23 protein-coding genes and 1 tRNA gene are annotated in these 23,669 nt (G+C 63.6%); 12 read left to right on the top strand and 12 right to left on the bottom strand.

The window, feature by feature from the left end:
- The first annotated feature begins 22 nt into the window (after positions 1–22).
- The gene (locus ACTXG5_RS25490) at positions 23–736 is read left to right on the top strand and encodes a PaeR7I family type II restriction endonuclease (RefSeq protein ID WP_445161430.1); all 714 of its coding nucleotides are present in this window, start codon (positions 23–25) and stop codon (positions 734–736) included.
- Between the two features lie 69 nt (positions 737–805).
- On the opposite strand, the gene ACTXG5_RS25485 is transcribed toward ACTXG5_RS25490, so the two are convergent.
- The 4 genes from ACTXG5_RS25485 to ACTXG5_RS25470 form a co-directional block, all read right to left on the bottom strand.
- Positions 806–1,333, bottom strand: a complete 528-nt coding sequence (locus ACTXG5_RS25485) for a hypothetical protein (RefSeq protein WP_445161429.1) — start codon at positions 1,331–1,333, stop codon at positions 806–808.
- A 1-nt stretch (position 1,334) separates the two neighbouring features.
- Positions 1,335–1,742, bottom strand: coding sequence for a hypothetical protein (locus tag ACTXG5_RS25480; protein ID WP_445161428.1), 408 nt, complete (start codon positions 1,740–1,742; stop codon positions 1,335–1,337).
- A gap of 83 nt (positions 1,743–1,825) precedes the next feature.
- On the bottom strand, positions 1,826–3,919 hold the full coding sequence (locus ACTXG5_RS25475; protein ID WP_445161427.1) for a hypothetical protein: 2,094 nt from the start codon (positions 3,917–3,919) through the stop codon (positions 1,826–1,828).
- Between the two features lie 74 nt (positions 3,920–3,993).
- Positions 3,994–4,395, bottom strand: coding sequence for a hypothetical protein (locus ACTXG5_RS25470; RefSeq protein ID WP_445161426.1), 402 nt, complete (start codon positions 4,393–4,395; stop codon positions 3,994–3,996).
- Between the two features lie 102 nt (positions 4,396–4,497).
- Here ACTXG5_RS25470 and ACTXG5_RS25465 point away from each other — a divergent pair, with 102 nt between their 5' ends.
- From ACTXG5_RS25465 to ACTXG5_RS25450, 4 genes are all read left to right on the top strand, one after another.
- Entirely contained in the window at positions 4,498–4,704 is a 207-nt protein-coding gene (locus ACTXG5_RS25465) for a helix-turn-helix transcriptional regulator (RefSeq protein ID WP_445161425.1), read from the top strand.
- 2 nt (positions 4,705–4,706) lie between these two features.
- Positions 4,707–5,066 (top strand): hypothetical protein, encoded by a 360-nt coding sequence (locus ACTXG5_RS25460; protein ID WP_445161424.1) that lies wholly within the window; start codon positions 4,707–4,709, stop codon positions 5,064–5,066.
- A gap of 149 nt (positions 5,067–5,215) precedes the next feature.
- Positions 5,216–5,306: transfer RNA gene (locus ACTXG5_RS25455), tRNA-OTHER, on the top strand.
- Positions 5,307–5,517: 211 nt separating this feature from the next.
- Positions 5,518–6,360 (top strand): hypothetical protein, encoded by an 843-nt coding sequence (locus ACTXG5_RS25450; protein WP_445161423.1) that lies wholly within the window; start codon positions 5,518–5,520, stop codon positions 6,358–6,360.
- Positions 6,361–6,470: 110 nt separating this feature from the next.
- On the opposite strand, the gene ACTXG5_RS25445 is transcribed toward ACTXG5_RS25450, so the two are convergent.
- Together ACTXG5_RS25445 and ACTXG5_RS25440 are read right to left on the bottom strand one after the other, a co-directional pair.
- Complete coding sequence (locus tag ACTXG5_RS25445) at positions 6,471–7,862, bottom strand: amidase (RefSeq protein WP_445161422.1); 1,392 nt, start codon at positions 7,860–7,862, stop codon at positions 6,471–6,473.
- A 196-nt stretch (positions 7,863–8,058) separates the two neighbouring features.
- Positions 8,059–10,089, bottom strand: coding sequence for a hypothetical protein (locus ACTXG5_RS25440; protein WP_445161421.1), 2,031 nt, complete (start codon positions 10,087–10,089; stop codon positions 8,059–8,061).
- A 253-nt stretch (positions 10,090–10,342) separates the two neighbouring features.
- Here ACTXG5_RS25440 and ACTXG5_RS25435 point away from each other — a divergent pair, with 253 nt between their 5' ends.
- From ACTXG5_RS25435 to ACTXG5_RS25405, 7 genes are all read left to right on the top strand, one after another.
- Positions 10,343–11,476, top strand: a complete 1,134-nt coding sequence (locus ACTXG5_RS25435; RefSeq protein ID WP_445161420.1) for a glycosyltransferase — start codon at positions 10,343–10,345, stop codon at positions 11,474–11,476.
- Positions 11,473–12,495, top strand: a complete 1,023-nt coding sequence (locus tag ACTXG5_RS25430; RefSeq protein ID WP_445161419.1) for a glycosyltransferase — start codon at positions 11,473–11,475, stop codon at positions 12,493–12,495. Before ACTXG5_RS25435 ends, ACTXG5_RS25430 begins: the two co-directional genes overlap by 4 nt.
- 5 nt (positions 12,496–12,500) lie before the next feature.
- Entirely contained in the window at positions 12,501–13,982 is a 1,482-nt protein-coding gene (locus ACTXG5_RS25425) for a glycoside hydrolase family 130 protein (protein ID WP_445161418.1), read from the top strand.
- A 22-nt stretch (positions 13,983–14,004) separates the two neighbouring features.
- Positions 14,005–14,421, top strand: coding sequence for a hypothetical protein (locus ACTXG5_RS25420; protein ID WP_445161417.1), 417 nt, complete (start codon positions 14,005–14,007; stop codon positions 14,419–14,421).
- 89 nt (positions 14,422–14,510) lie between these two features.
- The gene (locus tag ACTXG5_RS25415; protein WP_445161416.1) at positions 14,511–15,902 is read left to right on the top strand and encodes an NAD(P)/FAD-dependent oxidoreductase; all 1,392 of its coding nucleotides are present in this window, start codon (positions 14,511–14,513) and stop codon (positions 15,900–15,902) included.
- Entirely contained in the window at positions 15,899–16,651 is a 753-nt protein-coding gene (locus tag ACTXG5_RS25410; protein WP_445161415.1) for an alpha/beta hydrolase, read from the top strand. The genes ACTXG5_RS25415 and ACTXG5_RS25410 overlap by 4 nt, the downstream gene beginning before the upstream one ends.
- Before the next feature lie 53 nt (positions 16,652–16,704).
- Positions 16,705–18,201 (top strand): flavin-containing monooxygenase, encoded by a 1,497-nt coding sequence (locus ACTXG5_RS25405; RefSeq protein ID WP_445161414.1) that lies wholly within the window; start codon positions 16,705–16,707, stop codon positions 18,199–18,201.
- Positions 18,202–18,247: 46 nt separating this feature from the next.
- Here the strand turns inward: ACTXG5_RS25405 and ACTXG5_RS25400 are convergent, their stop codons facing one another.
- The 6 genes from ACTXG5_RS25400 to ACTXG5_RS25375 form a co-directional block, all read right to left on the bottom strand.
- Positions 18,248–18,946 (bottom strand): PAS and ANTAR domain-containing protein, encoded by a 699-nt coding sequence (locus ACTXG5_RS25400; protein ID WP_445161413.1) that lies wholly within the window; start codon positions 18,944–18,946, stop codon positions 18,248–18,250.
- Between the two features lie 20 nt (positions 18,947–18,966).
- Positions 18,967–19,251, bottom strand: a complete 285-nt coding sequence (locus tag ACTXG5_RS25395) for a hypothetical protein (RefSeq protein WP_445161412.1) — start codon at positions 19,249–19,251, stop codon at positions 18,967–18,969.
- Positions 19,252–19,403: 152 nt separating this feature from the next.
- Positions 19,404–20,375 carry a PPE family protein gene (locus ACTXG5_RS25390; RefSeq protein WP_445161411.1) on the bottom strand — a complete coding sequence of 324 codons (972 nt, stop codon included), beginning with the start codon at positions 20,373–20,375 and terminating at the stop codon, positions 19,404–19,406.
- 49 nt (positions 20,376–20,424) lie between these two features.
- The gene (locus ACTXG5_RS25385) at positions 20,425–20,790 is read right to left on the bottom strand and encodes a DUF732 domain-containing protein (RefSeq protein ID WP_445164590.1); all 366 of its coding nucleotides are present in this window, start codon (positions 20,788–20,790) and stop codon (positions 20,425–20,427) included.
- A 93-nt stretch (positions 20,791–20,883) separates the two neighbouring features.
- Positions 20,884–22,251: a PPE family protein gene (locus ACTXG5_RS25380; protein WP_445161410.1), complete on the bottom strand. Its 1,368-nt coding sequence runs from the start codon at positions 22,249–22,251 to the stop codon at positions 20,884–20,886.
- Between the two features lie 14 nt (positions 22,252–22,265).
- Complete coding sequence (locus tag ACTXG5_RS25375) at positions 22,266–23,531, bottom strand: PPE family protein (protein WP_445161409.1); 1,266 nt, start codon at positions 23,529–23,531, stop codon at positions 22,266–22,268.
- Positions 23,532–23,669 lie beyond the last annotated feature (138 nt).

Below are 23,669 nucleotides of genomic sequence, written 5' to 3'. Positions count from 1 at the left end.
GGTGGATGGAAACATGCCCAGTGTGACCGTGACCTTCGAGGACTACGACGCCGCCGTTCACGCCTTCTGGACGGGCCGCGACTTGCAGACACAAAGGCAGATCGACTCCGGGAAGATCGACGCGGGAACTCGTGGATCAGTCACAGGGGGTCAACACATGGCCCCACTTCAAGATGTGATCGCGGACCAATTTTCTTCTTTGGTTGAGATGGGTGCGGTTATTCGCCGGACCGGGTTTATCTCCCTTCCTGGCTTCTACCGTCGCACGAAGAACTGGGACATCGTGGTCACATACGAGGACACCCTGGTCGCCGCAATCGAGTGCAAGTCCCAGGTCGGGTCTTTCGGCAACAATTTCAACAACCGCACCGAGGAAGCCATCGGCAACGCCGTGGATCTGTGGCGCGCTTACCAGGAGGGCTATGTTGGGAGGGTTCGGCCCTGGCTGGGGTTTGTATTCGTCGTCGAGCATGCGCCCGGCTCCACAACCGCCATCAAAGACAGGGGTAACCCTGTCTATCCCACCGACCCCGCTTTCAACGATTCCTCATACATCGACCGTTATTCGATACTGTTCGAACGGCTTGTGCGCGAAGGCCTCTACGATGCAGCCTGCTTGATCTCCACAGTAAGGGGCCAAGGCATTTGCGAGGAGCCGTTGCGCGAGGTATCGACTCAGAATCTGACAGCGGCCATCGCAGGTCGAGTGGCGTATGTGGGCGGCCTCGCCGGATAGTAACGGTATCGTCTGGCGTTTCGTGTCGTTCAGCGCCTCGGCCTGTTGGATCGGCACGATGGCTTCGACTCATTCTGTCGTTTGAACTGCTTCAACTTTGTTGAGTAGCCGTCGGGCACTCTCCACTGCCTCGGTCAGTTCTGCGTCGGATTCGATTGGTCGTTGCCCACCGTGGACAAAGTCGTTACGCAAACGCAAAGTTTTCCTGAACTCGGCAGTATCGTTGGCGTCCCAGAGTCCCCTCGCTTCAAGCCCGGCCATCAGCTGAGTGATCGTTCCGGGTCGACCCTCAGTCCCAGTGGCCTTGGCCGCCGCCGACTCGATCCCAGCTACTACCGTGAGCAGCTCGTCCCAGCGACGTTCCACTTTCTGAGATGACGCCGAGTGGAGGCTGCTGAAATAAAATGTGACACACGCTGCCAGAAATGCCGAGAAGGACGATGCCGCAACCGAAATCACTGCACCTGACGGCATTTGCTTCGTCAACAACAAGACGAGAGAGGTGATCACTGCTGCCAATAGAGCGCCTGCAGCTGCCAACCCTGCATAGCGCGGCATGCTCGCGCTGGACTGTCCGCCGACCGGCTTTTTGCTCATATCAACCATGATCTCCGAAAATCAGCCAGAGTGTGGCGATGCAGAAGGTCACGCCAACAGCCGTGCAGAATGCGGCCTGCCACATGCTGTGCATCAGCGTGAGCATCGCTCCAGCTACTACGCCCGATACAGCCTGACCGACCATGACCGTTTTTGTCGTTTTGCTTCGGGGTCGCGGTGGCGGCACGTTTCCGGGCTGCCTTAAGAATCCATAGGCATTATCGATGATGGTTGCTGTGACTTCCGGCGGCAGTCCCAGGGCACGACCGCCTTCTTCTATTCGTGCAGCTTCTTGTGCAAGTTCATCGGCGAAACGCTGCAGGACTTTCACTGCGCGGTCATGGGCTAACCGCGAGAGTCCAGGTAGGCCGAGCGCCAACTTGACCTCTACAGCATCGGCGTCAGTCACCGCGCTCCCCAATTCGTTTTGCTGGCCTAAACAGGACTCAGTCCCGAACAGTTTGTCACGCGCAGGGGACTAGACGCAGATATTCATGGAGCTGTGGTTGGGGCAATCGGCTGCTCAACGCGCTGGTTCCCGGCGTGTGGATCGCCGGCTGGTCCACACATTGTTCGCCAGGTGTGACAGGCGATGGAGCCATCTCCGGGGCTAGTGACCAGCAGAGTGGTCACCGCGACGAGCAGGGTAAACGTTGCAACAAGAAGACCGAGAGCGGCCACGGCCAGCGCGATGCGACCTACCCGACGGGTATCGCGAGCGGAGCCAAGCGCGGCGACGGAACTCAAGATGTCGCGAATCGCGTGATCAGCCTTGCTCAGTCGCGTTAGGTCATCGATTTGCCGGGACCTCAGATGATCCGTGAGATTGAGCAGAGTCTCGTCGGTGTCGACGTACCGATAGACAAAGACAGGGACGCTGGGCGCGTGGCGTACCCACCACGACGGGACATCAACCTCTAGGGATGTCAGATCGATACTGAGCGTGAGTAGTTGACTGCGAAGGCTTTGCAGATCACGCGAAGAGAACGACCTATGTTGCTTCCGCGCCGTGTCGCGCACCGTCGTGTACTGCGTTTCCATGAGTTCGATGAGTTCGGTGATTGAGAGTCCGAGCAGCATGTCGCGAGCTTCGTCATCTGCTGCGTGACCGAGTGCCTCCGGTGTATCCGATTCCCCGTTGTACAGGCGGATGTGCGGTCGTGCCGCAGCCGCGGCGGAGCGGTTGCCCCACAATGCCCACGACCGCGACGTTCGGAGCGTGGGACATATATCCAATTCGGTTTGCGTCAAAACTAATTCAGGAACTTGCGGTGAGATGACCACAGCTCCATGGACCGAAAGACCAAGGGCGCGAAAGCTGTCGTCCTGATCTGGGTCGGGTTGTCGGTCGTCGGTGGGGACATACTGCTCGACAATCAGCAGATCCATCAACGGTTGGTTTTCTCCGGATTGAGCAAAAAATCCTCCGCAGTGCTCGTTCATCCACTCACGAGCCATGTCGTGAGACTGGCGTCGAACCCGCTGTGTCCCGGAGAATGCGCTCCACTTCCGGTCGTCAGCGATGAGAAGTTCACCTTGCCTGCGGAGACGTGGTTCGTGCGGCTTATGCCACTCGCGATCCAGAGATGAAGCGCCCTCGTCGGTGCAGTGGAAGCGCGCCACGACCGCCGTGAGGCCAGAGCCGAGTTGGATTTCAGTTAAATGTACGCCCCAGAAACGATCCGGAAGTTTCTCAAGGCGTGCGTCAGGAACAATCCGATTCGACGATGGGTCTTTGATCGATGCCAGTTCAAACCAGTCGTAGCCGTGCCCTGCTCGCGACTGCGATAGGACGGTAGTCGAATCGCGATGCTCGAACAGTTTAGCGCTTGGGTTGTATTTCTCGACTATCGATGCCAATTTCGCTGCCGCACTGGGTGGAAACAGCTCGACTACCCATAGGGTTGGCACGGCGACATGCTCGTCGGCGGGCACCGTCAGGTTGTGCATTGGGTCGTCGCGGCTCCAGGCCCGGTCACGGTCGAGGTCGTGGTAGCGGTAGAGAATGTTGATCCATCGACTGATCCGCACCCGCGCCCGTTGTGATAGGGCTTTGCCCTGTGGTGACTTGCGAGACCATTGCAACAGTCGATAGGCGATGTCGTACCAGCGCGAGCCTGACCCAATATCGGGTACCGCAGCCCGTGCTGCATTTGCATAGCTTCTGTCGTACTCGGGAAGCGTGATCTGATTAATGATCCGCGACGCAGGTTCTTGTCCCGGCAAGTGGTCAGGGGCTATCGCTGAGGATCGATCTCCCACGACAGCCTCGTTACCAGTCGGTTCGGAGGCCGAGGGTTCCGACCCGTCGGCGGGATCTGGCGAGGATGTATCGGTCATGAATCGCGTGTGCTCACTTATGGCCAGGAATTCGCTCGGTACGCCTGCAGCACAATTGTGGTGCAGAACGCGATTGGTGCCTCTCAGCCCCTGACGCAACCACTCCGGCACCATGCCCAGGGAAACCCGCCAGCCCCTAGCGCGCAGCATCGCGGCCCGGACACCGAACACCACGGCGAGTGCCACGGTTGTGACACCAAACCCGGTGGCTAACCAACTCGGATGTCTGTCGATCCACTGCCTCACCCGGCAAAAGCGTAATCGAGCGAAGCCCCCAAGACGCCCTTTGAGGCCTCCTGGAGGCCTTCTGTCGATCTCGGCTACCACTCTTCGGACGGGTCTCCGGTATCGAGGTTCTCGTGGAGGTCGACCGGAAGGCCTTCGGCGCGGATCACCCCATCGTAGTTGGACCCCTTCCGCTCCCTGCGAGGTCGAAATGCCTTCCCGGCCTGACGGGACCGCAGGTGACCGGCGAGCGTGGCGGCGTTCTCGGGCCGCAAGCCCTTGGCGATGCACTCTGCGCTGAATGCGGCAGGCGTCACCCGGTCGTGATGCCACCGCGAAGTTCGCTCCATCAACTCAGACTTGAAGGCCTGGATCTCTCGAATCTGCAGGCGGGGCTCGCCTGTGACGATGCTCCGGTATGCGCTCGCCCTCTCCACGAGGTGGTCGATGACCGCCAGGATGTCAGGAGGCAGCTGGGCTCCGTCCGGGGTTGTCACGTCAACCATCATCCGCCGGGCGCGCTCGTCGGTGTGGACGCCACTGGGCGTGTCATCGCGCTCGGCAGAGGGTTCGATCCGGGCTAGCTATGATCGCCGGTCATGTCTGATCAACTACCGGCGCTAGCGACCCCCGCCGAAGTCGCCAAATATCTCCACACGACTCCCGCTTCGCTCGCCCAGGATCGCTACAAGGGAACCGGCCCGAAGTTCATCAAGCGGGGCAGGAGGGTGCTTTACCGATGGTCCGACATCTTGGAATGGTTAGACCGCAACACGGTTCAACGTACCGACGATCCGAGACCATAGCGATGAGTGACGCCGTCGACCGGCTCGCCCAGGCGTTGCGCGACCTAATTAACGAGGCCGTCCAGGCAGCCGTTGAACGGGAGCGTGCAACATCGCCGGCTGCAACAGTCGTTGAACGTCCCCAAATCGCAGACGAAGAGTCTGATCTGTGTCCTTCGTGCAACAAGAAACATAGGCGGCACCTCATGCCGGTCAAGGAAGCCCGGTATCAGCTGGGCGGGATCAGCCCCTCAACCTTTTACGGGCTCGTCAACAAAGGCGCACTATCGCTCGTCAAGATCGGCAGCCGTTCGTTCGTCCAGGCCGAAGAACTCGACAATTTCCTCAGAGGAAAGCAGTCGGATGCGACCGGTCGAACGTAAGCTGCCCGGCGTCGCCAGGCGCGCGAGTCGAAAAAGCGTGGCTACGACGCGGCGAGGGCAGCGCCGGAGAAATGATCTTTCGCCGACAGCAGGACGATCCGGCTCTTGACGCCGTCAAGACCTGAAAACGAAACCGCAGGCAACGAGCGGGAACGAATTGGAACGGGACGGACCGAACCTGCAGCTCAAACGGAATTTCCGCAGGTAGACGCAGGGGTTCGAATCCCCTTAGCTCCACCAAGGGTGGAACCGCCGGTTGAATTGTGGGGTTGGATGTAATCTCCGTGCGCGGTGGTGAAGACCAACCCGGTCTCGCGCCACTGCGATCCCGTCGCAAAGCCGCCTTCCGCCAAGCTCATCCGGCGCCAGACCAAGATCAGATCCACCATTGTCAAATAGTCCCGGGCCCGACGATGTTGAACGATCCCGCCATCCATTCGTGGGACTGGGTATGAAGACTCAGCATCTCCCGGGGGAGTTTGTCAGCTATATAGCCCAGCTGTTTGCGCTTGCACAGGACTACCGAGCGGAGGCGGACCATGACGCGCTCGTCCTGCAATTCTTGCGGCACCGCGAGTATGCGTCGATCCAGTGGCATGCCCTGGTCGGCGGAATTGATAAGGACTTCGTCCGTGTGGTGAACGAATCCGGTATCGAACAGATCGACAGCTTTCGCGATCCCGTCTTTCCGGTGGCGATCAAGGTCTCGCATCTGGGCGCATCGTGCACCGGTGTTTACCAGTACGGCCGCCCCGAGGGAACAAGCATCAACCGCGGTGACATCGCCGGGTGGGCCGGTGACTGGATCACCTTCTACGGTGACTGGCGCCGCGAGCACGCGCAGTACGCCTCCGGACACGATTTCGCGCGAGCCAAACTGATGTGTGCAGATGTGGTGAGCAGTTTCCAGCTCACCGATCTGATGGAGGATGCAGACGCCTATATCCTCGGCATGCAAATGCGCTCAGGCTCCAATATCGCTGCCGCGGTTGAGCATCTGTACGGTTGCGGGACGCGCGCGCCGCGACTGCTGACCTTCTTCCGCGGACGGTTCGGTGATCGTGAGACTGCCCAGGCTGCCGCGATGAGTACCCTGCACTCAGACGCTGATCGCTTGGTCGAGTTCGGTCGGCTGTATCTCATCGAGAGCGAGGGTGGATTCCCTTCGCTGTTGCCGAGCGGGCTCCCGCGCGACAAGCTCGCCGGATTATGCAGGGGATTTGCGGAAGTGCTTTTGGAAAGGGTTGACGGCGAAGGGAAGTTGCTGGGCGAAAACTGCCGTTCAGAGGTATGAATTCCTCGACGCAGAATGCACATCAAGACTCTCGTCAAGAACGGGCATAGGATGCGGCGCTGCGGACATCCCCGCCACGTATCGCCTTGTGCGCCAAGAGGATCAACAGCTCACGAGGTGTGGGGGCGTCGCTGGGCCCACGGGTGGGCGGCTTCAATCTGTGTGCTGAGCGCGAGCAGCGTCGCCTCGTCGGAGGGTCTCCCCACGAGCTGCACGGATAACGGCAGACCATCGCCGTCCAGCCCCCACGGCACGGCTGCCGCCGGCTGGCCGGTCACATTGAACACCGGATGGAAGGGCACGCGCGCCGAGGACGCCGACAATGTGCCGATGGCCCCGCGCCGCTGGTAGGCACCGATGCGGGAGGGGCCGGCCGCTGTGCTCGGTGTAATGAGGACATCGACGTCGTCGAAGATCGCTTGCACGCGCGCGGCTATGGCTGCTTCTGCGGCCCGGGCCGCGGCCATTCGCCGGTCGGAGAACAGGCCGCCGAGTCGGCCCATACCGCGGGTCCGGGCCTCGAGACGACCCGGGTGTGGCATCTTCTCTACGTTGTCGTGGATTCCACGCAAGAAGCGTGGGATGAAGTTCGCGACGACCGCCGCCGGCGGGTAGTCGGGGTCTCGGACGATGACCTGGTGGCCGAGCTCGCGCAGCAGCATGCCGGCCTCCTCGACCGCCGCGTATTGCGCCGGTCCGAGGCGGGCGAAAAGTGGTGGCGGAACCTTGGTGCTCAAGGCGATGCGCAACCGCCCCGGGGAGCGGGCCGCCGCGGCGACGAAGCCGCCCGCCGGTGCGGGCAGGATCGTTGTGGCGTCGAGGAACAACGCCGCGTCCTCGACGGTCCGGCACAGTGGCCCGAACTCGGTCAGGCCGGTCCACACGTCGTCGTGCGGGGACGTCGGGACCCGGTGGCGTTGCGGCTTGATGCCGAACAGGCCACACCAGGATGCCGGGATGCGGATGGAGCCGCCGGTGTCGGAGCCCAGCGCGATTGGTGCGAGCCCGGCAGCCACTGCGGCGCCGGACCCGCCGCTGCTGCCGCCCGGCGTACGCGTCGTGTCCCAGGGGTTGCGCGTCGCCCCGAACGTGAGTGTCTCGGTAAAGGGCCAGATGCATAGCTCGGGGACGGAGGTCTTCCCGATGATGATTGCCCCCGCCGCCCGAAGCCGGGAGACCACCTCGGCATCTTGTGTTTTTGCCGGGCCGTGAGCACTCGTTCCTATGGTCGTGACCTCACCGGCGACGTCGACATCATCCTTGATCGCCACGGGCACTCCGAGAAGAGTTAGCCGCTCGCCCGCGTCGAGCCGTTGCTGCGCGGTCGCCGCCTCGACGCGGGCGGCATCCCGGCGCACTACTCGGTAGGCGTTCAGCTGCGGATTCAGCCGCGCAATGCGTTCGAGGTAGAGCTCAAGCAGCGCGGGCGCGGTGATCACGCCGTCGGCGAGCATGCGCGCCTGTTCCGCAGCCCCGGCAAAAGCGATATCTGTCGTGTCCATCAGCGCACGTCCTGACCTTGGAGGATTTCTGCGGCAATGCGAAGGCGTTTGAGCTGCTCGACAGGCGGCGGATGGCTTGAGTCGATTTGGTCATGCCAGCGATCATGGCGTCGCTCGATGCTCAGTATCCAGACCATTTGGTGCTCAATAAACGCCCAGTTTGCCCCCGCTGTGCGCCAGCTCCGGTGCGCGGCCATCACGTGTTCAGTTCCCAGTTCCACAGTGATTCGCAGATCCGTTTGATCCCGCTGGCGAGGTGTCGGCGGTAGGTGCTGAAGGGCAGGCCTAGCTGTGCGGCCGCAGCCTCCTGGGTGGGTACTGGGAGGAAGTACGTCGTGTGCACTGCGCGATATTGCTTGGTAGCGCGGGGATCGTCGGCGAGCGTCTGGACGGCCTCGGTCACCACCATGCGGAGTTCGTGGCCCGTATCCGCTAAGCCGGTGCCACACAAGGGGTTCGCGTCGAGGGCGGCGTCGTGGGCGACGTGTCGCAGCGCTGCGCGTACCGCGACGTCGAACTGGCGGCGGGCCAAAACATGGCGCGATGGCTCAGCGGCCGCGGCGGTTTGGCCGGACAGCACCTCAGTGTCCTGCCGGCTCATCCACAGCTGCAACGGCATTGTGCGCCAGTCGTGGCTGTAGAGCACCAACTCCCTGTCGCCGACCGTCACCCTCTCGCTGATTGGCTGGTGCTCAACCGATTTCGATTGGATGTCCCAGGCTTCAATGTCGAGAAGAACCAGGAATGACCAGGCCATCCGATGTGCGCGCAGCCACTCCGCCACCACCCGGGTGATCTTGAGATCAACTGCCGGTGAGGTGCATTCGCATGCGTCGGCGTCGACAGTGAAGCGCGAGACAGCAATCTGCTCACCGGCGCGGAGCGGACCATGCCTCTCACAGTGACGCCAGAGCGCCGCGATGACGGGGTCGGCGGCGATCTCGTCCGGTTCGGGACGGTGCAACCGTAGCCACGCGGAAACCGCGACGAGCTCGCCGGTCTCGGCCCGGCGCTGCAGGTGAAACGCGTCAGGCTGGCGGTCGAGCCAGAAGGCGGCAATTCGTGCCGACTCGTCGCCCTCGCATTCGGAGGTCAGCCGCAGCACCGCCGCCCGGTTCTCGGGCAGATAGGCGGCTTCGTAGACCTCGCCGCGGCCGGTCCACGTGAGGTAGTCGGCGACCGAGCTGGCGTGGCGATACAGGTAGAGCCACGAGCGGGTCGTCTCGATCACGTCCGGGCCGGAGGCGGCGCGGACGCGGTTGAGTAGATGATCGTGAATTTTGCGGTGCAGCGATACGTAGCCTTGCGGGTCGCGCCAACGTAGATCTTGGGTTAATAGGTCCCGGACGACGTCGTGGGGATACACACCGTAGCGGCCGGACTCGATGAACGGCAGATCACGTAGCCATTCGAAGAGCTCCGCGGCGCCGTCCCCGATCGCGCTGCGCAGCAGTTCCTCGGTGGTGACCTCAACGTGGGCGCAGACTTCGAGAGCCTGGCGGTGCGCCGAGCTGGGGACGTGGCCGACGAGCCTGTGCAGCAACGTTTTTACTATCTCCTGGTTAGGTCTCCAGTCCTCTGGTGCGAATTCGCGACGGGTCGCCAACTCTGCTGCCAGAGTCAGTGCCAGCGGGTGACCGCCGGCGAAGTTGAGCAGCGCCGTATACCGCTCCTTGGGCACTCCCCGCGCCGCGAGCAGCGAGCGCGCCTCCACCGTGTTCAGATCCGGCAGTGTGATGATCCGCAGGGCGTTGTTCCAGTCGGGATCGGTGCGCCAGCCCGGGTCCAGCGGCAGCCGGCCAGCGATGACAACAAGTGCGTCGACGGGCAGCCGCGGCAGGAAGCGGATGCGCAGCCAGCTCTCCAGCGCCTGGCTCTGCTCGAAGGTGTCGATCACCAGCACGACCCCGTCAGTCGTTAGCGCACTGCCGCACGCGGCTTCGAACGCGGGTGGGGTGGCGCTCGTAACGCGGAGGTCGACCTCGACCACAGATCTGCCGGCCGCGCGGGCGTCGTCGGCGAGCACCCGCAGCAAGGTCGTTTTCCCTGCACCGCCAGGACCGTGGATGTACAGCACGGAGAAGCCGCATTCGTCGGTCTCCAGAGCGGAACGGAATAAATCGCGCTCAGCGTTGCGACCGACGAACGACCGCATCCGTGCCGCGCGAAGTCGTTGGCCAAGAGTGCATCGATCTTCAAGGGGTGGGTGTCGAAGACGTTGCGGCATGTTTCCGATGATAACAAAATGATGATATCAAAGGAATTCTGATGACCTCAGCGCACCCACGACCACGCCTTTCGGCCGGTGAGGGTGTACCGTCACGGGTGTTGGTACTCCCAGCCGATCCGGAATGGCTCAGCTTCTGACGCTGATTTGCCCGAGCATCCGCTCACGCCGGACACATCGTTAGTTTTACCGTTCAGTCGGGATGATTTTGAATGTTCCATCGTTGTTTCAGCCATTGATTGCCCCCTTTGGGATGCAACACTTTTCGTATGTGCCGAGCTTTGGCATCCTCGGCACCTACTCGCCGACACCATGCGGCCTGGCGACCTTTAGCGCGGCCCTGGCAGATGGACTGACAGCCAAGGGCGCCGACGTCAATGTCGTGCGCATCGCCGACGGTGACGTCTCCGGGGAGCCCAAGGTCGTCGGCGAGCTCGTCAACGGCTCGGCTTCGTCCGTAGCGGCAACCGCCGAGCTACTCAACCAGAGCGATGTCGCCCTCATCCAGCACGAGTACGGCATCTACGGCGGTCCCGACGGAGACGAAGTCGTCCAGATCATGGCCGGATTGCGCATCCCGTCGATCGTCGTCGTTCACACGGTTGTCAAACATCCAACACCACACCAGCTTTCGGTGCTCGAATCGGTGATGGCATTGGCTGATCAAGTGATCGTGATGTCGGAGGTAGCCCGCGAACGCCTGTGCGCGGGCTTCGCCGTCGACCCCCACAAGGTCATCACCATCCCGCACGGCGCGGCACTCCCCAGCACCAACGGCGTGCAGCGTCCCGACCGGCCGACCATCTTGACCTGGGGCCTGCTGGGACCGGGCAAGGGCATCGAGCGGGTCATCGACGCCATGACGTCGCTCAAGAGCCTGCCCAACCCGCCGCGTTACATCGTCGCCGGCCGCACCCACCCCAAGGTCCTCGCCGCGCATGGGGACAGTTATCGCGAAGCGCTTGTCGCGCAGGCGAAACGCCTCGGCGTGGCCGATTCGGTGTCCTTCGACGCCGTGTACCGCACCCCCGACGAGCTCACCGCGCTCATTCAGACGGCTACCGTCGTCGTCCTGCCCTACGACTCGAAGGACCAGGTCACCTCCGGTGTGTTGGTCGATTCTCTTGCGAGTGGCCGCCCTATTGTCGCCACCGCTTTCCCCCATGCGGTCGAGCTCCTCGGCAGCGGCGCAGGCGCCGTCGTCGCTCACGACGATCCCGACGCACTGGTCACAGCGCTGCACCAGCTGTTGACCGATCCGCAGGTCGCCGACTCCATGGCCACCGAAGCCCGCGGGTTGGCCCCGACGGTCGCCTGGCCCGTCGTCGTCAACGCCTACGTCGGCGTGGCGCAAGGCCTGCTGGTTACCGAATCGGCACTGACGTGACCGGCGCCGCGCCCACCCCGACATTCGCGCACTTGTTGCGATTGACGGACCATCGCGCCACCTTCGAGCACGCCTGCATGACCGAGCCCCGCCGTGAGCACGGGTATTGCACCGACGACATGGCCAGGGTGCTCGTCGTCACCACCCGCGAGCCCGACGCGCCGGGTGCCGTGAAGGGCCTCGCCCGCAAGGCCCTGCAGTTCTTGAACGACGCCCAGTCCTACAACGGCTCCTGCCGCAACCGGATGGACCACGCCGGACATTGGACCGACCAGCCCACCACCGACGACCACTGGGGCCGCTGCATCTGGGGGCTCGGCACCGCCGCCGCCCATAGCGGCGTCAGCCTAGTCCGGCGACTGGCCGTGATTCAGTTCGAGCGCGCAGCCAAGGCCAGGTCGCCGTGGCCGCGGTCGATGGCGTTCGCCGCCGTCGGCGCCGCCGATCTGCTCAGCTTCGAGCCCGGCAATTCCGCGGCCCTGCGACTCCTCGCCGACTACACCGCCACCCTCGCGAGGCCCGAGACCACATCCGAGTGGCCATGGCCCGAGCCAAGGCTCACGTACGCGAATGCGATTCTCCCCGAGGCGATGATCGCTGCCGGCGTCGCGCTGGACGACCCGGACCTGAAACAGCGTGGCCTGGATCTGCTGGAGTGGCTGCTCGACTACGAAATGATTGACGGCCACCTGTCGCCCGCCCCGGCGGGCGGCCGGGGACCGCAGGACAGCCGACCCGCCTTCGACCAGCAGCCGATCGAGGTGGCCACCCTCGCCGACGCCTGCGCACGCGCCGCAGCTGTCGACCGGCGGGCGCTCTGGCCGGATGGGATCCGGTCGTGCGCCGCCTGGTTCCAGGGGGCCAACGACTCCGGGTTGCTCATGTGGGACACGGAGACCGGTGGTGGTTTCGACGGGTTGCTCGCCGACTGCGTCAACCTCAACCAGGGGGCCGAATCGACCCTCGCGGTGATCTCCACCATGCAGCACGCGCAGCGCTTTTCGCCAGTCCCACAATGACTTTGATGCGTGCCGGGCTCGTCACCCGCGAACCTCACCGGGTCGCGGCCAATCCGGCGCGGGTGATCACCCGGCTCTTCGTGCCCGGCCAGGAGGGCTTCGAGCTTCAGGAGTCCCGATCGGGAGTGGTGCTCAAGCGCATCCTCGCCCTGACCGACGACGAGGTTCGGTCGTCCCTGGACGACATCTTCATCCGCTTCGACGGGCGCCACCGTGACCTCGCGGGCACGTTCCGTCGGCACGCCCACGAGCTCGCCGACCGCCTGGATCCCGACATCGACCTCTCTGATGAGCGAATACTGTTGCTGGGAGCGACTTTTACCAGCGAGTACGCCATCGAGGGGGCGGCGCTGTGCAATCCCAGCATTGTGGCACACCCCGACCAGACCGGCACGGCGGCAGGCAGCCTGCGATTCGTGATGAGCGTGCGCGGAATCGGGGAAGGACACCGCTCGTCCATCGGGTTCCGCACCGGTGTCGTCGACGCCGCGGGCCGGGCCACGATCGACGAGCCGGCCCGCTTCGCCACCACCGGAAACGTGTCGGGCGCGCTGCTCGACGCCGCGGTGTTCCGCGGCGAACTCGGCCGCATCGGCAATGCCGGCGAGGCCGCGAACTACGTCTTCAACGCGCTCGGCGACCGCTTCACGCGATCCGACCTCGACGAGCGACTCGACGATCTCCGCGCCAACCTGAGCACCCGCGGACACGGGGAGCGCTCGGTCGCCCTGATCCGCACAATCGCCGCCCGGTCCTATGCCGTCGAATTCCCCAGCAACGCATCGATTTCCGAACGCGTGCTGTGGCCGTCGATGGAGGCCGAGCAGGCCGGCATGGAAGACGCCCGCTTCGTCCGCTTCGTCGACGACGACGGGTCGGTCACCTACTACGCCACCTACACGGCCTACAGCGGATCCCACATCAGCCAACAACTGCTCGAGACCAAGGACTTCCAGTCCTTTACCTCCGGGCCGCTCGTCGGGAAGGCCGCGGCCAACAAAGGTTTGGCCTTGTTTCCCCGACGAATACACGGTCGCTACGCCGCCATGTCGCGATCGGACCGCGAGACCAACACCGTCGCCTTCGCCGACCATCTGGCGGTCTGGACAAGCGCGTCGCCCTGCCAGCAGCCGGCCGAGGCATGGGAGGCGCTGCAACTCGGAAATTGCGGCCCGCCAATCGAAACCGACGCAGGCTGGCTGGTGCTCACCCACGGCGTTGGACCCATGCGCACGTATAGCATCGGCGCGATTCTCCTTGACCTCGACGATCCGACCCGGGTGCTCGGCCGGCTACGAAGCCCACTCCTCAGCCCTGCCCACGACGAACAAAATGGCTACGTGCCCAACGTCGTCTACTCCTGCGGCGCGCTCGTGCACGCCGACACCCTGGTGATTCCCTACGGGATCGCCGACGGCGCCATCGGCATCGCCACCGCGCCACTTGCGCGGCTGCTGGCCACGATCGTTCAGAAACCGGGTAGCTAGAGATGAGGTCACCATCAGCACGATGAGAAGCTCCAGCGACAGAACGCATAATCCGCTCGGCGAGTACGTCCTGCACTTGGGTGTGGGATTCGTCGCCAGGGAGCGTCCGCACGTGCTGGCGGCGTTGGCTACGCTCAAGCAGCATCTGGGCCGGTGGGACCCGGCCGACATCGGCCTGGAAGTCTCGTTGCAGGACCGCGGCCGCAGGGAGCAGCGCGTCACCTTGCGGACGACCTTGCCTGGTCTCCCGCCGCTGGTGGCCGTCGCCGACGACCGCGACATCACGCGCGCGCTTCACGGAGCCAAGCATGAGTTGATCTGGCAGCTCGAACACCAGAAGTCGGCGCGCGAACCCATGCACAATCGCCAGGTCGGGCACAACAGGATCCGCCACCCGGGCACCTCGGCGCAGGGGGATCGCATTCCGCCTGCTCTGTAGCCGCGGGTCGAGCGCCCGGCGAAACTGGGCATTTATTGAGCGCTAAATGGTCTGGCAACTGAGCGTCGAGCAGCACCACGATCGCTGGCATGACCAAACCGACTCAAGCCGTCGTACTCGGTGCCAGCATGGCCGGGCTCCTGGCGGCCTGCGCGTTGAGCGAAACCTTCGACCGCGTTGTGCTGGTGGAGCGAGATCATCTGCCCGACGATGCCTCGGACCGGCGTGGTGTACCGCAGGGTAAGCATCTGCACGGCCTCCTCGCCGGCGGCCTCGCTGCACTGAACAAGCTGTTTCCGGGATTCGAGGCCGATCTAGCCGCCGCGGGAGCCGTCCGTTCGGATGTGCAATCCGACATTCACTGGTGGGTGGACGCACACCTGATAAAGCCCGAACCATCAGGAATCGTCGGATTCTCCTGCAGCAGGCGGCTGTTGGAACACACGGTGCGCGAGCGGGTTAAGGCGCTACCAGAAGTGGAAATCATCGACCACTGCGACGCGCTCGGAATCATCAGCACCGATGACGGCGAGACCATCACCGGAGTGCGGATCATACCGAGGGCCAACAGCGCCGAAGCAGCTGAACTGCCAGCAGATCTCGTTATCGACGCGACTGGCCGCGCCTCCCGGAGCTCGCAGTGGCTCACGGCGCTCGGCTACCAGCCTGCCGAGGAAACCCGGATTCCCGTTGACATCACCTACGTCACGCAAACGTACCGCCGCGAGACGGGCCAGCTCGATGGCAGAGCGGGCACCTCCGTCGGCTCCTACCCCGATTTGCCCATCGGCGGGTTCCTGCTCGCGCTCGAGGACGACACGTTCATGCTCACCGCCGGCGGGATCTACGGAGAAACGCCACCGATGGACGACGAGGGACTCGCTGAATTCGTTGACAAGCTGCCGACCCGCGACTTCGCCGACTTCCTGCGCACCGCCACCCGTATCACCGATCCGGTGAAGGCGCACTTCCCATTCAGCGTTCGCAAGCACTACGAAAGACTCACCGACTTCCCCGCCGGCTACCTTGTCGTGGGCGACGCCCTGTGCAGCTTCAATCCGATCTTCGCACAAGGAATGTCGGTGGCCGCCGCCGAGGCGGTCCTCCTACGCGACCTGTTTTTGGCAGGCAGCAAGAACCCGGCCGCCGAGTTCTTCGCCGCTGCCGCCGAAATCATCGACGTGCCCTGGCTCACCGCGGTGAATGCCGATCTCCGTTATCCGCAGGCCAAGGTCGCCCAAACCGATGACGATGAGGCCCTCAACCAGTATCTGGAACTCGTCTACCGTGCGGCCTCGGTTGACCCGGCAATCGCCACTGCGTTCGTGCGTGTGTTCAACCTGCTCGACACGCCGGACCTACTGCTCGAACCCGCGATGATGGCGCGCGTGGTGGAGATCGCTCGGCGTGTCGCGCTCGCAGGCCCACTCGACCAGCTCGCCGACCGTGCCGTCGTCGAATGTGAAAGGCAGCGATCATGAATGACATCGCAATAGCTGACGCCACCGGCGGCGACAACGGTGTTCAAATCCTGTTGGTCCCCGGGGGGTTTCACGGCGTGTGGGTGTGGGAGAAGGTTATCGACCGGCTCGCAGCACTGGGATGGCCCACACACACGGTTGAATTGCCAAGCGTGGCGGCCAAAGGCCAGCCGCGCTATGGGATGCACGACGATGCGGCCGCGGTTCGTCGTCGTCTAGCGGCCATCGACGGCCCGGTAGTGGTCGTGGCGCATTCCTACGGAGGCGTGGTCGCCACGCAGGCGGCGGCGGGCCTGGCGAACGTCACACACATCATTTACCTTGCGGCATTTCAGCTCGACATCGGCGACTCGCTGCTCGGCCTCGTCGACGAACCCCCTCCGTGGTGGATTGTCGATGGTGACATGCTCACTGCCGGCCAGCCGTTCGAGACGTTCTATGCCGATGTCCCACCCGACGATGCCACGCGAGCGATTGACCGCCTGCAACCGTCCAGTTACTCCATGGTCACGGACCGGCTTACGGCGGCGGCGTGGCGTAAAATCCCGTCCACCTACGTGATTTGCGACGACGACCAGGCGCTCCCTCCGGCGGCACAAGAACAGATGGCAAAACGCGCAACGAACATCCGCCGCCTGCCGAGCAGCCATTCGCCGATGCTGTCCCGACCGGCCGAGGTCGCTCAGATCATCGCCGAGACAGCGACGCAAGTGATCGACGGGGGTGGTCTACGCGTCGGCAACATCTGAACAGGCAAGCAGCAGAACAGGATTAACACATCACCACGGAAGGTTCCATCGCAATGACAGCTGGCCCCCAGAGCTCGTCGGATGCAGATACTTGGCCCGGCGATGGCGACGACTTCGACGTCATCATCATCGGGGCCGGCATATCCGGCATCGGCGCGGCCTATCGGATCGCCGAGCGTAACCCGAACTTGCGCTACGTCATCCTGGAACGGCGGGCCCAGATCGGGGGCACCTGGGACGTCTTCCGGTACCCGGGTGTTCGTTGCGATACCAGCGCGCACACCTTGTGCTTCCCGTGGGAGCCGTGGACTCAACCAGAAGCCATCGCCGGCGGCGAGCAGATCCGCGAGTACATCACCGCGACCGCGCACAAGCACGGGATCGACGAGCACATCCGCTTCAACACCCACATCCGTTCAGCTGATTGGGATTCCGCCACCAACACTTGGACTGTGTATGCCGCCGGCGCCGACCAGACACCCGCGATCTTCCGGGCCCGGTTCGTCTTTTTCGGCACCGGCTATTACGACTACGACGAGGGCTATACCCCCGACTTCCCCGGCGCCGAGCAGTTCGGCGGCACACTAGTGCACCCCCAGCACTGGCCGACGGACCTGGACTACACCGGAAAAAGGATCGTCGTCATCGGCAGCGGTGCTACCGCCGTGACAATGGTGCCCTCGCTGGCAAAGCGGGCCGCGAAGGTGACCATGCTGCAGCGCTCACCCAGTTACCTCCTCTCACTGCCGAAGGTTGACCCGGGTGCCGCGCTTGCCCGTAAGATGCTGTCCCCCAAAGTCGCTCACGCCGTCACGCGCTTCAGGATCGCGGTCGTCGAGGTCCTGTTGTGGGAGCTTTCGCACCGGGTCCCCAGCTTGGTCAAAAGGATCCTGCGCAAGGCGGCAGTCGACCATTTGCCCGAAGGGTATGACGTCGACACGCACTTCACACCGCGATACAACCCATGGGACCAACGGATATGCATCATGCCCAGCTCCGAGTTTTACCGAGCAATAGGCGAGGACGGGGTAGCGATGGTCACCGATCACATCGACCATTTCGATGCCACCGGGATCGCACTGAAGTCTGGCGAACGCCTCGACGCCGACATCATTGTGACCGCCACCGGCATGAACATGTTGGCGCTCGGCGGGATCGCGATCAGCATCGATGGCGCCGAGATCAAGCCGCAAGAGCGGTACATGTACAAGGCGCGCATGCTCGAAGACGTCCCGAACCTCGCCTGGTGCATCGGTTATGCGGGTCTGACCTGGACGCTGCGTGCCGACATGACTGCCCGTTCAGTGGCCAAGCTGTTGGCCTATATGAACGCACGGGGGTACGCGTCCGCTTACCCTCATCGCGGTACCGGACCAATGCCGGCGAGCCCCCTGTTCGAACTCAACTCCGGGTACGTGACGAGGAACGCGCACGAGCTGCCTAAGTCGGGAAGTAAGGGTCCATGGAAAGTGGGCCAAAACTACCTGACTGACGCAATCAGCCACCGCCTCAGGCGCATTGACGATTCTCTGGTCTTTGGCACAACCTAAGGGCGGGTCGCTCGCACTGCCGTGGCGTGGCCATCGGTCTCGTCGACTATTCGGCGCGAACGGCTTCGTCGCAACCGGCGAGACGGTGTGCGGTCATCAGTGCATGATCGAAAATGGTCCTATCGACGATTGTGCCCCGCGCCGTTGCCCGCAAAGTTGCGCTGATCCGTTCGGCTAGTACGCGCAATTTAACGTTACTTTCCTGGGACAGCCATTTGAGTAAGTCGATCGCGGCGTCGTCCTCGACGTCGTAGACGAGCATCAGCATGCCTTTGGCTTGCTCGATCGGCGCGCGGTTGTCCGTGATCTCGCCCAACCTCGCGGTGATGGTGTCCTCACGCGAACGTTGGATGGGGGTGATGTCGACGTAGAAGCCGTGAGTGCCGATCGCCACACCGCGACTATCGAGGAACTGATCCCCGATGACGACCACCCAGTGGACCGCGCCGTCGGTGTCGATGATGCGATGTCGGCTGCTCAATGCCCCCCGGGTGTGCATGATGTCGTCGATGGTCGCTGCGACTCGGTCCCGGTCATCGGGATGCTTATGGGAAAGCACCAGCTCTGTAGTCGGGGACACGGTTCCCGGCTCGTACCCGTGCAACCGCTGCACCTGCTCAGACCACTCCCAGCGGCGGTCGTCAAAATAGAACCGAAACCAGCCCACTGCCTGCGGAGAAACCGCGGCGAGCCCGTCGCCATCACCGGGCGCACCAGCGCTCGCCGGCACCGAATGAAGATTCACGCGATGGCCCCCTCGCCGGGTCATCGCCGAAGCCTTGCTTGCTCGTACGCGTTGCTGGCTTTCTTCAACTTCTCAAAGCTGTCGGGCATGTCGAGCGGGGACGACAGCTCAAGGAAGGCGTGAGCGATATCGCCGGCCTTCAATACCAATGGTTCGTCGGCGTGTGACTCCTCCAACAGGCGAAACGCGGCGGTTCGCAGTGCAGCCAGCTCTTCATCTGTGGTCAATTGGGGGCCGAACCAGTGGTCGCCAAGGAACCAAAAGACCCGCACCGCCAGGTCGTCGGCGCGCTCTAGTTGACTCATATTCATTCTTCGGAGCCGTGCGCGTAGTGGATGGGTGATTCAGATCACCCGTCCGGCGAGGACTGATCCGCCCCGGACGACCGCTTCGCTAATCGGTCAGCTGAGCTTTCGCAGCTGGTCGTGACCGGTCACGCGCCCGCCATGGCCTCGGCTCACTGGCTTCGGTCAACCTGACCCGCTTCCAGATCCAGCCCCTCTGGGCGCGGTATCGATTGACCCCACGCCCGAGGTACCGACAAGACTCCGATTGATGCGCCGCTACCGAAGCTCACACGAGGCGCCGCATCGTTGGTGCGACCCCCACTGGGGCAAAGCGGCCAGATGGCCGCCGCCTGACTCAACGCTGCCGCCTTATTGAGAGAATTCAGGTGACTAACCGCGAAGTCCGCTGGCGCAGTAAGTGAACTCAATTTGGACAGCGGCGCCGTTACCGACGACAAGGACGCAACCAAGGTTGCCAGCGGTGAGGACGATAGCGAATTGAGAGCTGAGGGAATCGCGGACATCACTTGACGGCCGGTCGATGTGATTTCGGGAGCCGCCATCAGCGGCCAACGGCGTGGTTGGATGGCCCGCGCGCCTTGGCGCGCAAGCTCAATCGGATCGCTACTGAGCGGGGGCGAACTGAACGGTGTCAGCTTCGAGGCATGGGCCGAGGCGCGGGCGTAGGCGTACATGGCGGAGGCGTCTTGGACCCACATCTGTTCGTAGTCAGCGTCGGTGTCTGCGATGACCGCACTGATTTGGCCGAGGCAGTTCTTCTCAGCCAACGAGATCCGCTGCAATCGATTGGCTCCGATCACGTTGGGTGCCACCATCGCGGCAAGCGCCGCACCATAGGCGCTCGCAGCCGCGTTGGCCTGGTGAGCAGTCTGCTGGGCCTGTGCAGCAGTAGCTTCAAGCCACGCTATGTAGGGCGCAACGGCTTCAACTGTCATCATCGCCAAAGCACCTTGCCACCCCAAAGCCAGCTTGAAGATCACCGACCTGTAGCCCACTGCCACGTCACTGAGTTGGGCCGCTACCACACCCCAAGCCTTGGCGGCGTTCGCCATTGATCCCGGGCCGGGGCCTGAATGCATTCGCCCGGAACTGCTTTCCGGTGGAAGGGTACCGAAATCCATTGCCAATCCAGTTCACGACCTTGTGGGTGGGTGGGCAGTATTTGGTTGATCAGCCACCGCCACTACCTTTGACAGTTGATCCCGCAGACCCGTCGAGTTGTCTTGGGCAGTAGGACTTTGCCGAAATCGTGGCGAACTGGGCAGCGCCGTTGGTCGTCAGTGCGGGGTTGTTGTCCCGCAAGTCATTGAGGAGCTGAAGACCGGATACGCCTCGAGAAAGTAAGCCGCATACCGCCTTTCCAGCCGACACTGCTTGGTTGGGGTCCTGGAAGCTGATCCCCACCTTGGATAGGTCAGCGATGAAGATTTCATTGTTTTCATCGGTGGCTGCCTCATCCTCGCCAGGCGTGGCGTGCGCGGGCGCCGCGACAACAATCCCCAGCGATACGCCCAGAAGTGCAAAAAGCAGTTTCACGAATCCTCCCTCGATGCGTCCCATGATGGCGATCTCCCAGCCGTGTGTCTGCCCGTCTTGATTGCGCCACGTAAAATGTTGTGCGGCAACACGTTACCCAATCTTGGATTCGGATCTGCCGACCGCGATCTCCTCGCCGTCTGACACGTGCACGGCGTGCACGCCGGGTGTTGTTCTGAGTTTGACGACCAGTTCATCGAGGCCGGCCTCGTCGACGTTCCAGTGCTGTACTTGGTCGGGCATCTCCTGCAGTTGGGCGATGATGCGGTCGAGCTTGACCGGCCCCATGCGGCGCTCGCCGGTGATCGCGCGGGCCTGGATGCCGGTTGAGCTGACGACGCGCGACGCCGGGCCACCCAGCGCGCCGCCCGCCAGACTGCCCAAGGTCGCCTCGTTGACCAGGCCAGCGGAGATATCTGCCGCAGCAGCCGCAGCCAGGCTGGTGGCCGGTAGCGCGGTGGAGGCCAGTCTGATCGCCGGGGCGGCGGTTGCCCAGCTAGGCGGCACCGACAAGTTGCCGACCGTCGGCGCGTTGCCCAATACCGCCGATACGGGTTTGACCGGGACGGCCGCGGCAACATGCCCCGGAGATGCCAGACCGGCGCCCAACGACGTTTTCGACATCGCGGCGGCCCACGGCGAATAGATGAAGAAGTTCTTCCACTGCGAGATGCCCAGGCTGGAACTGGCATTGACGACGTTGGTCCACGTCGCCTGAGTGCCGACTTGCCCAATGCTCGAGTAGAGCGTCTCCCAGAAGGGTGCTATCTCCGTACTCCCCGTGGCCCCGCCGATCAGGTTCTGCCAAAACTGGGTGTATTGACCGGTGAGCGAGGTGATGTAGTCCTCGAGCTGTTTCAGCCACGACGACAACGACTGTGACTGCGCGGTGGCCGCCGCGGCAGCCTGGGTCACCTGGCCGGTGGCATTGGTGGTGGCCGGTGCCTCCTCGAAGGCGGTCAGCTCACCCGCCGACTCCGATGCGCTGGCGTAACTGAACATGGCGGCGACATCTTGGGCCCACATCTGGGCATACTCGTCTTCGGTCGCCGCGATCACCTCGTCGTTTTGCCCCAAGATGTTCGTCTCCAACAGTGCCGCCAACTGGCTACGGTTCGCCGCGACGAGCACGGGCGGTACGGCGGCCGCCAGGGCGGCCTCGTAGGCGCTGGCCGCGGCCCGGGCCTGGGCGGCGGTCTCCTCGGCTTGACCGGCCGTGGCCGACATCCACGCCACATACGGTTCCGCCGCGGCCGCCATGGACTCCGATGACTGACCCTGCCACGACTCGCCGACCAGCTCCGAAATCACCGAACCGTAGGAGGCCGCGGTGGAGTGCAACTCGGCGGCCAGCCCGTCCCACGCCGCGGCGGCGGCCAGCAAGGGACCCGCGCCCGGGCCCGTATAGATCTGGGTGGAGATCACCTCCGGCGGTAGCGCTGCGAAATCGCTGAAAACCATTGCCGCACTCTCCCTTATTTCGCATTCGGCGGTATGACGATGACGGTGGACGTCGTCGCGATGCTGTCCGCAGCCACGGCTCCGGGCACGCGAACGGTGGACCGGGCGACGGCGCGGGTGGCCGACGCGCCGACGGCACGGCCGGCCAGACTCGACAGGGCCGTCGGCGCGAACATGCCTTGTTGCCCATTCACGGCCATCGCGGGGACGGCCTCAAGCATCGTTTCCGGCAGCTCGGAGGCGGCCATTCGGATCGCGGGAACGGCTGATGCCCAGTTTGCCGGCACCGACAACGACCCCACCAAGCCGGCACGGCCCGCCGCCGCCGAAACCGTTCCCGCACTCGACAACGCGCTCGAGCCACTCAGCAGTTCGCTGCGCAGCAGCGGCGCCAAAACGCCGATGAGCGGCTTCGGGTGAAGTAAGGGGCCAATACCTTGGATCCCGACACCCAGGTTCGGGATGCTGACGGCGATCTGGTACCAGTTCTTCATTAAGTTCGCGACCCCGAGCGGAGTGTACGGTCCGGAGACAGTGCCCATCACACTGTTGAAGGTCTTCAGAATCCCGGTGATGTCCGTCAGGCTCAGCGGGAGCTGAGCCGCCGCCGTCGTCACCGCGTTCGCGTTAACGGCGAGAGCTTGCGCGGCGAGGGGAGCCTGCGAGACTGCCTCTGACAGTCCAGATTCCACGTCGGAGGCAGCCGACGACTGGAGCGCGGACGCGACCGCGGTCGACTGGTCGGTCTCCCCATCCGGGTCGGCGGTCGTTGGTGCCGCGGTGAACGGGGCCAGTCTGGTCGCGGTCGCCGAGGAGGCGGCATAGGAGTACATCGCGCCGGCGTCTTGGGCCCACATCTCGGCGTACTGGGCCTCGGTCGCCGCGATCGCCGGAGTGTTCTGACCCAGAACGTTGGTCGCAATCAGCGACGTCAACAACGCTCGGTTGGCCGCGATCACCGACGGCGGGACAGTTGCCGCGAAAACGGCCTCATAGGCGGCCGCCGCCGCCCTGGCTTGAACTGACGTCTGCTCGGCCTGCACGGCGCTACGGTCAAGCCACGCGATGTAGGGAGCCGCCGCGGCCACCATCGCGGTCGACGAGGGCCCATGCCAGGCGGTTATCAGCTCCGAAATCACAGAACCGTAAGACGCTGCCGTCGAATGTAATTCGGCTGCCAACGCATCCCAAGCAGCGGCGGCGGACAGCAACGGCGCCGAGCCGGGGCCCGAGTAGATCTTTCCGGAGTTGATCTCCGGCGGTAACGCTCCGTAATCCATTGGCTTCCTCCGCCCCAGCCTGCGATCACCACCGGCCGCTCGTAACTTCGCCGATAGCGCTGAACGTCAACAACATTGAGCGACTCTGCGTTTGCCAGCAGCGAGGAGATCGTTTGCTGGTAACTAGGCTCATCTCCT

The sequence above is a fragment of the Mycobacterium sp. Dal123C01 genome, assembly GCF_052566995.1.
This window is presented reverse-complemented; position numbering and strand designations above follow the sequence as displayed.